This window comes from Clostridioides sp. GD02377, from assembly GCF_045899875.1.
Taxonomy (GTDB): domain Bacteria; phylum Bacillota; class Clostridia; order Peptostreptococcales; family Peptostreptococcaceae; genus Clostridioides; species Clostridioides difficile_A.
This window is the reverse complement of record NZ_JBJODA010000056.1, coordinates 1-1,179: the sequence shown is the minus strand read 5'-3', so window position 1 is coordinate 1,179 and position 1,179 is coordinate 1. Positions and strand designations below refer to the sequence as shown.

Genomic DNA, 1,179 nt, shown 5'->3' with positions numbered 1-1,179 from the left:
TTTCCAGCAATTCAAGTAGTATTGGATAGGTTCTATCCTATCTCTACATATAAGTTTCCCTATACGCTGACTATTTTAGCTACTAACTCATGACTAAAGTCACAAGTGTGTGTAGCTATTTTTTAATCAAAGTCATTTCCATAAGCAGATGTAAACTTTGTATATATTAAAGACAATCCATGACCATTATTACTACGAATACCTGCTTTTATTTTGTCTATACTATTTTCCTCCAAAATAGTTCCATTATTATGAATTTCCATAATCGCATACTCAGAATCTACTCTTGCAATTATTTCTACTCTTTTTTCTGTATCAATATCTCTAAACCCATGTGTAAAAGCATTTTCTACAATAGGTTGAATAAAGTTAAAAGGTACAGAAAGACTGTATAGCTTCTTAGGAATAAGATAATTTACTTTAAGTGCATCTCCATAGCGTAATTTCTGTAAGTTTAAATAATTTTTAATATATAATATTTCCGATTCTAATTCTACAAAGCGTAAATCAGACCTCATTGTATATCTAAACATTTTAGATAAATCTATTATTGCACTATATAAATCATAACTACCATCATCAAGTGCTATACTTGCCATTGAATTTAGGGTATTAAATAAAAAATGATGATTTATCCTTAAGTTAGTAACCATATCTTGAGCTACTTTTAAATTCATTTCCAGTTGCTCTCCATAATGATATGTTCTTGCAATAGTATTCTCCTTTTCTTGCAAATCCTTTCTTATATCATTGAATGAACAAAAATTTATTATGTTTTTAGATATTTGTTTTAAGAGACGTTTTATACTTCTAGCAGCACCTTCTGGTATATCATATAAATTACTATGTGTTGTATCTAAGTTTAAATCAGATAATAATACATATCCACCCCTTATGACGCCTATACTATTGTTTTTATACAGTATTGGGATGTTATATATTGTTATCCCATGCTTACATACAAATTGGTTACTACTTTTTCGATTCATACAATCACAATTTTGAGGAAATTTCATAGGATTACATTTTTCAAAGCAAAATAAAGGAAAGTAAGGATTTTTTAAAACTATATTCCATGAATCATCATATATAATCAATGGAATTTTAAATGGGTCTATAAATTGACCACGAATTGATTCTATTGCTGCATATAAGTTTAAAGTACTTTCGCTATAATTT

General features: G+C 27.8%; 1 protein-coding gene. It reads right to left on the bottom strand.

Annotated elements, in window-relative coordinates; translation table 11 throughout:
• Window positions 1-122: 122 nt before the first annotated feature.
• Window positions 123-1,179: histidine kinase (locus tag Q3304_RS20675; RefSeq protein WP_407815332.1), on the bottom strand; the 1,057-nt coding region annotated here is incomplete at its 5' end.